General features: G+C 56.7%; 5 protein-coding genes, 1 tRNA gene and 2 rRNA genes (1 of these 8 cut by a window edge). 3 read left to right on the forward strand and 5 right to left on the reverse strand.

The window, feature by feature from the left end:
• Positions 1-90: 90 nt before the first annotated feature.
• Positions 91-540 carry an Rrf2 family transcriptional regulator gene (locus ACZ2HM_RS18985; RefSeq protein WP_470427198.1) on the reverse strand — a complete coding sequence of 150 codons (450 nt, stop codon included), beginning with the start codon at positions 538-540 and terminating at the stop codon, positions 91-93.
• An 87-nt stretch (positions 541-627) separates the two neighbouring features.
• Here ACZ2HM_RS18985 and ACZ2HM_RS18990 point away from each other — a divergent pair, with 87 nt between their 5' ends.
• Positions 628-1,407, forward strand: a complete 780-nt coding sequence (locus tag ACZ2HM_RS18990; RefSeq protein WP_470427199.1) for a class I SAM-dependent methyltransferase — start codon at positions 628-630, stop codon at positions 1,405-1,407.
• Between the two features lie 95 nt (positions 1,408-1,502).
• Here the strand turns inward: ACZ2HM_RS18990 and ACZ2HM_RS18995 are convergent, their stop codons facing one another.
• Positions 1,503-1,907, reverse strand: a complete 405-nt coding sequence (locus ACZ2HM_RS18995) for a TfoX/Sxy family protein (RefSeq protein WP_470427200.1) — start codon at positions 1,905-1,907, stop codon at positions 1,503-1,505.
• A 231-nt stretch (positions 1,908-2,138) separates the two neighbouring features.
• On the opposite strand from ACZ2HM_RS18995, the gene ACZ2HM_RS19000 reads away from it, so the two are divergent.
• Both ACZ2HM_RS19000 and ACZ2HM_RS19005 read left to right on the forward strand, forming a co-directional pair.
• Positions 2,139-2,267: a hypothetical protein gene (locus ACZ2HM_RS19000; RefSeq protein WP_470427201.1), complete on the forward strand. Its 129-nt coding sequence runs from the start codon at positions 2,139-2,141 to the stop codon at positions 2,265-2,267.
• A gap of 175 nt (positions 2,268-2,442) precedes the next feature.
• Positions 2,443-4,119, forward strand: a complete 1,677-nt coding sequence (locus ACZ2HM_RS19005; RefSeq protein ID WP_470427320.1) for a recombinase family protein — start codon at positions 2,443-2,445, stop codon at positions 4,117-4,119.
• Here the strand turns inward: ACZ2HM_RS19005 and ACZ2HM_RS19010 are convergent.
• The 3 genes from ACZ2HM_RS19010 to ACZ2HM_RS19020 form a co-directional block, all read right to left on the reverse strand.
• Positions 4,076-4,152: transfer RNA gene (locus ACZ2HM_RS19010), tRNA-Met, on the reverse strand. The two genes, ACZ2HM_RS19005 and ACZ2HM_RS19010, sit on opposite strands and share 44 nt — an antisense overlap.
• Before the next feature lie 106 nt (positions 4,153-4,258).
• A 5S ribosomal RNA gene (rrf, locus tag ACZ2HM_RS19015) occupies positions 4,259-4,373 on the reverse strand.
• A gap of 163 nt (positions 4,374-4,536) precedes the next feature.
• Positions 4,537-7,255 (reverse strand): 23S ribosomal RNA (locus ACZ2HM_RS19020); it runs 77 nt beyond the window's last position.

Consider the following 7,255-nt stretch of genomic DNA (forward strand, 5'->3'; position numbering starts at 1 on the left):
CACATCTCTGCGATCGACCCAAATCGGCCATGCAGCGCTAAATTATGGATCCCGATGAACAGACCGTCCGCTTGCGTGAAGGGGGCCCGATCAACCCAAGGGCTCGCGTTCCCTCTCCATTGCGCAGCGCGCATCGAAGTTTCGAGCTAGTTCAGCGAGTTTCACCGCACCTAACCGGGCGACCAATAGTGCCTCTGCATCCGCGAACACATCCTGCAACGCCTCGTTGACGGCCTGCTCAACTGCACATTCGGGATGAGAATGCTCATTGCCGATGGCGAAAATGCGGGGGCCACCCACCGCCCGATGCACGTCGAGGAGCGAGACTGTCTCCAGATCCACCGCGATAACCCAGCCGCCGCCATGCCCCTTTTCGGAGCGCACATATCCTGCGTCCCGCAACCCTGCCATGGTGCGTCGAACGACCACCGGATTAGTGCCTAGCATCCCCGCGATCGTCTCGGACGTCATGGCCCCTTCATGCCGCGCCATATGGAGCAGCACATGAAGCATCCGCGAGAGGCGACTATCGTTACGCACGACCCGATCTTTTGCATGCCCGCCCCGATTGGCAAGTCAGATATTTCACGATACTCATAATGTTACATGATTCGCGGAGCAAAGGAAATGCGAGAGTTCGAGAACCCTGACCATTGGGACATGGCGGCGCAGCACTATGAAAAGACGGCCCATCCCTTCACCGAACGCTATGCCGAGGCTGCGCTGGACCGGATAAGGTTGGGGTCTGACAGTCGTGTCCTGGACGTCGCGGCCGGCACCGGGGCGCTGGCGCTGGCGGCTGCCCGAACAGGCGCACAGGTGCTGGCGACCGACTTTTCGCCGGGGATGGTGGCCCGCATCGCGGCGGCGGAGCTACCCAATGTCGAAGCCCGTGTCATGGACGGACAGGCGCTCGCGCTGCCGGACGGGGCGTTCGACGCCGTTTTCTCGATCTTCGGGGTCATCATGTTCCCCGACTGGCGCAAGGGGCTAGCCGAAATGGCACGGGTTACGCGTCCAGGCGGACATGGCATTGTCGCGACTTGGCAGGAACGTGGCGCAGCAACCTTCCTACTGCTGGGTAACATTCGCCGCGACCTCTTCCCCGGTCGCGACAGCATGGCCATGCCGGAAGCGGTGGGAGCTCTGAGCGACCCAAACGACTTCGCCCGCGAGATGATCGCCGCCGGCTATCGCGATCCAGACATCGAGCGCGTCACCCATGACTATGCTCTCGAGGTTACGGCCCTAGATGATCCCGACACGTTGTTCGGCATGTCGCCCGACTGGACCAGTCTTAGCGACGAGGAAAAAGTAGATGTTGTCGCCGAGGTGCGGCGAATGGCGGAGGGGCGCCCCATCCTGTCTGTCCCATCAACCGCGCTGATCGGAGTGGCCCGACGCTAACATGCTCCGACCCTTCCCGGGCATTCAATGATCCCACCTCCACTTCCAAAGGCGGACATTAGTTTAACGAACACGGACTTCTGCCAGGCGTTGCATCAACCGGATTTGCGTTTGGTCCTGACCTTGGGAGCAGGCAATTCCTGGGATGTGATACGAACGATCTCGGCAAGCCACTCACGGTCATCCCACTTTTCCGCATCGATCAGGAGACAGGGCTTTGCACCGGGATATGGACGGGCTTCTTCCGCACCGGCGGCGAATGCCCGGCCTCCAACTGTCGGCTTTACGAATAGGTGGTCGTCGCAGACCAATGCGACCATTTTTCCTTCACAATAAATGCCGAATTCGCCAAACATCGCCTTGGCTGAAACGGTACCGCCGCCTGCCATCTGCTCAACAAGGAATTCAACGGTTTTACGATCGGACGCCATAAGGCGATATTGCCGGTCCTGATGAAAAGGTCGAGGGTCAATCGACCCTTCTTTGCCGCTTATGATCACTTTTCATCTTCCCGAAAGCGGACGCTTTTTTGGCGTGCGTCTCGATTGCCCAATGTCTGGAAAGTTGGACGATAGAGACTGACCGGAGCCGGGATTAAAATCGGCGAAGCGGACATTCGTTCAGACAGCCCCATTCGCGACCGCTATCAGGATCCAATTGGTCGTTTTCCAGCAGATCCTGCACGCGCGCAGCATGCCGGCACGATCCGCAGCCGCGAGACGCTGCACGGCTTGGCGCGCGAACTCGCAAACAGCGTGCTGCCGGCCGAGAAGCCGATCCGGTTGGCCGGGGTGACGGTGTCGAATTTCGAAGATACGGCGAGCGAGGCAGATGAGGCGGCGCTTCCCCTGCTGGCCTGAGCAGCAGGCTCAGTGATCCGGGAAATACACTTCGTGGGCCTCCTGCGGCAGCGGCCCCGATCCGCGTCTGGTCAAGCTGGTTCGCCTGCTTGCCCGTCGTGCCGCGCGGAAGGCGTATCTGGAGATGCTGGAGGAGCGCCGCACGACCCGCTCCTGAGACGAGGAGTTCCGTTCCGTGAAGGTTGCTTTATACGCCCGCTATTCTTCCGACAATCAACGTGACGCCTCCATTGCCGACCAGTTGCGCATCTGTCGCCTGCATGCCGAAAAGCAGGGCTGGCAGATTGTCGAGGAATATACCGATCATGCCATTTCGGGCGCTTCGCTATTGCGGCCCGGCATTCAGGCGCTGATCGCAGACGCCAATCGCGGCCGCTTCAACTACGTGCTGGCCGAGGCCATGGATCGCCTGTCGCGCGATCAGGAGGATATTGCCGGGCTGTTCAAGCGGATGGCCTATGGCGACGTCAAGATGGTCACCCTGTCTGAAGGCGAGATCACCCATCTGCATATCGGCCTCAAGGGTACGATGAACGCCCTGTTTCTCAAGGATCTTGCCGACAAGACACGGCGTGGCCAGCGCGGCCGCGTCGAGCAAGGCAAGTCGGGGGGTGGTAACAGCTATGGTTATGACGTCGTCAAACGGCTCGATGCCAACGGCGAACTGATCCGGGGCAACCGCTCCATCAATGAAGCACAGGCAAGCGTCATCCAGCGCATCTTTCGCGACTATGTCGCTGGCAAATCGGCCAAACGGATAGCAACCGAGCTGAACAGAGAAGGTATCGTGGCACCGACCGGCGGCACCTGGGGCTTTAGTACCATAAATGGCAATCCCAAGCGCGGCACCGGGATCCTTAACAATGAGCTTTATATCGGAAAGCTGGTTTGGAATCGGCAACGCTTCATCAAGGATCCTGATACTGGCAAACGGCAAGCCCGGCCCAACCCGGAATCCGAATGGATCATTCAGGACGTGCCCGAACTGCGCATCATCGATGATGCTCTCTGGCAGCATGCCAAGGAACGGCAAAAATCCTGCCAGTTGAATCAACTAGACGCCGCAGTGGGCTCCGCAAACTTCCGCGATCGCCGCCGCCAGAAATATCTCCTGTCCGGCCTGTTGCAATGCGGTTGCTGCGGCGGCGGATATTCGATGATTTCAGCGATGATGCTGGGCTGCTCGGCAGCCCGGAACAAGGGTACCTGTGACAACCGCCTCAATATCCGGCGCGACCGTCTGGAAGGGCGCGTGCTTCATGCGTTGCGCCATCATTTGATGGAACCTGCGCTCTTCACAGAATTTTGCGACGAATTCACCAGGGAGATGAACCGCATGAGGGGCGACGCTGGCGCTGCTATCACAGCGGCGCGGGAAGAAATTGCCAAAATTGACCGTGATCTCGACATGCTTGTGAACCTGATCCTGCGTGGCGGCGCGGCTGACAAGATCAACGCCAAGATGGTAGGGCTGGAAGCACGCAAGAAGGAACTGGAGCGCGACCTCGCGCAGGCCCAGGAGCCCCCTCCCCTGCTTCATCCGAACATGGCGCACCATTATCGGGCGCAGCTTGATAATCTCTATCAGGCCCTGGAGCATGATGACGAGAACAAGCGCTTCGAGGCGGCCGAGGTCATCCGTTCGCTCATCGAAGCAATCATTCTTGTTCCCGAAGACGGTGAGCTTAAGATCGACGTGCGCGGCGATCTTGCCGGCATCCTCTCGATCGCCCTAGAACGCAAAAAACCCGCCTCTAGGGCGGGTATTTCGAAGGCTGCGATCCCTGGTGGGATATCGCAATTATTGTTGGTTGCGGGAGTAGGATTTGAACCTACGACCTTCAGGTTATGAGCCTGACGAGCTACCGGGCTGCTCCATCCCGCGACACGTGGTTGCCCCTTGGTTTTGGGGTAACGCAAAAAAGGCGGCTTTGGGGCCGCCTTTTTTGACAATGTGAATGGGTTTTTGCTGATTTTGCGCGAGCTTCAATGCCTGGCGACGCCCTACTCTTCCAGTGCTTGAGCAATAGTACCATCGGCGCAGACTGGTTTCACGGCCGAGTTCGGGATGGGATCGGGTGGGTCACAGACGCTATGGTCACCAAGCAATGAAGCTGGCGCAAAATCAGGGTTTATAATCGATACCGTGCACGGTGTTTTGTGTGTGTCGTGATTTCTGGCTGGCTTAAGAACCACGCCGTCTCATTCAAGCTACCTGTTGCCAGTGCTGTCATTGATGGTGGGACTCTGCGGTTCACAAGTGAACCGTTTAAGCGCGAACAGAGCAATTAGGACTGGTTAGCTTCATGGATTACTCCACTTCCACATCCAGCCTATCAACGTCGTGGTCTACGACGGCTCGATGAAATCTTATCTCGAGGGAGGCTTCCCGCTTAGATGCTTTCAGCGGTTATCCCGTCCATACATAGCTACCCAGCTGCGCTCCTGGCGGAACGACTGGTACACCAGAGGTATGTTCAACCCGGTCCTCTCGTACTAGGGTCAACTCCTCTCAAATTTCGACGCCCACGGCAGATAGGGACCAAACTGTCTCGCGACGTTCTGAACCCAGCTCACGTACCACTTTAATTGGCGAACAGCCAAACCCTTGGGACCTGCTCCAGCCCCAGGATGTGATGAGCCGACATCGAGGTGCCAAACGATTCCGTCGATATGAGCTCTTGGGAATCATCAGCCTGTTATCCCCGGCGTACCTTTTATCCGTTGAGCGATGGCCCTTCCACGAGGGACCACCGGATCACTATGACCGACTTTCGTCTCTGCTCGACTTGTCAGTCTCGCAGTCAGGCGGGCTTATGCCATTGCACTCTAACAGACGGTTTCCAACCGTCCTGAGCCCACCATCGCGCGCCTCCGTTACTCTTTAGGAGGCGACCGCCCCAGTCAAACTACCCACCACAGAGGGTCCCTGTACCGGATAACGGTACGAGGTTAGACATCAGAAAACAGCAGGGTGGTATTTCACCTATGGCTCCACATCAACTGGCGTCGATGCTTCAAAGCCTCCCACCTATGCTACACAGCTCTTTCCTAATGCCACTCTGAAGTTGCAGTAAAGGTGCACGGGGTCTTTCCGTCTAACCGCGGGTACTCCGCATCTTCACGGAGAATTCAATTTCGCTGAGCATATCCTGGAGACAGTGGGGAAGTCGTTACGCCATTCGTGCAGGTCGGAACTTACCCGACAAGGAATTTCGCTACCTTAGGACCGTTATAGTTACGGCCGCCGTTTACCTGGGCTTCAATTCAGTGCTTGCACACCTCCTCTTAACCTTCAGGCACCGGGCAGGCGTCAGGCCCTATACGTCGTCTTGAAGCCGACTTAGCAGAGCCCTGTGTTTTTGCTAAACAGTCGCTACCCCCTGGCCTGTGCCCCCCACAAGAGCTTGCGCTTATGTGGGGCCTCCTTCTTCCGAAGGTACGGAGGCAATTTGCCGAGTTCCTTCAGGATACTTCTCTCAAACGCCTTGGTATACTCTACCATTCCACCTGTGTCGGTTTAGGGTACGGTCTATACGGAGGGGCTATTTCCTGGGACGATTTCACAGCCTGGAGCAATCCAATAAGCCCAGACCATTTACACCATCCGTCACACACCTCCAGGCCCACGAATATTAACGTGGTTCCCATCGACTACCCCCTTCGGGCTCGTCTTAGGGGCCGGCTTACCCTGCTCAGATTAGCTTTAAGCAGGAACCCTTGGAATTTCGGCGACAGTGCATCTCACACTGTTAATCGCTACTCATGTCTGCATTCGCACTTCCGATACCTCCACGACCCATTACCAGATCGCTTCAACGGCCTACGGAACGCTCCGCTACCGCGTGATCGTAAACGATCACACCCTAAGCTTCGGTGCATCACTTTAGCCCCGTTACATCTTCGCCGCAGGATCTCTTATTTAGACCAGTGAGCTGTTACGCTTTCTTTAAAGGATGGCTGCTTCTAAGCCAACCTCCTGGTTGTTTTGGAAATCCCACATGCTTTCCCACTTAGTGATGACTTGGGGACCTTAGCTGTAGGTTAGGGCTGTTTCCCTTTTGACGACGGACCTTAGCACCCGCCGTCTGTCTGCCGGACTAGACTCGTTGGTATTCGGAGTTTGGTTAGTGTTGGTAGATCTCGCGACCCCCGCAACCATCCAGTGCTCTACCCCCAACGGCAATCATCCGACGCTCTACCTCAATAGATTTCGCGGAGAACCAGCTATTTCCCGGCTTGATTGGCCTTTCACCCCTAAGCACAACTCATCCGACAATTTTTCAACATTGAACGGTTCGGTCCTCCAGTGCGTGTTACCGCACCTTCAACCTGGTCATGCATAGATCGCCGGGTTTCGGGTCTAATGCATCAAACTCAACTCGCCCTATTCAGACTCGCTTTCGCTGCGCCTACACCTAACGGCTTAAGCTTGCTTGATACACTAAGTCACAGACCCATTATGCAAGAGGTACGCGGTCAGGTCTCAAGGACCCTCCCACTGCTTGTAGGCATCCGGTTTCAGGTACTGTTTCACTCCCCTCATCGGGGTGCTTTTCACCTTTCCCTCACGGTACTGGTTCACTATCGGTCATGTACGAGTATTTAGGCTTGGAGGGTGGTCCCCCCATGTTCAGACAGAGTTTCACGTGCTCCGCCCTACTCGAGTCCTGATGCTTTGCTTTCACATACGGGGCTGTCACCCGCTATGGCGTGCCTTTCCAGACACTTCTGTTAACTAAGCACCAGGCACTGGCCTGGTCCGCGTTCGCTCGCCACTACTAACGGAATCTCGGTTGATGTCTTTTCCTCCGGGTACTGAGATGTTTCAGTTCTCCGGGTTCGCCTCACCAAAGCCTATTTTATTCAGCTTAGTGATACCTCTCCCATTTAACACGGATCCTGATTGCTCAGGACCAGTCTTAAATGGTGAAGGTGGGTTGTCCCATTCGGAAATCGCGGGATCAAAGCTTGCTCACAGCTCCCCC

The organism is Sphingobium sp. KKT206 (assembly GCF_055640555.1).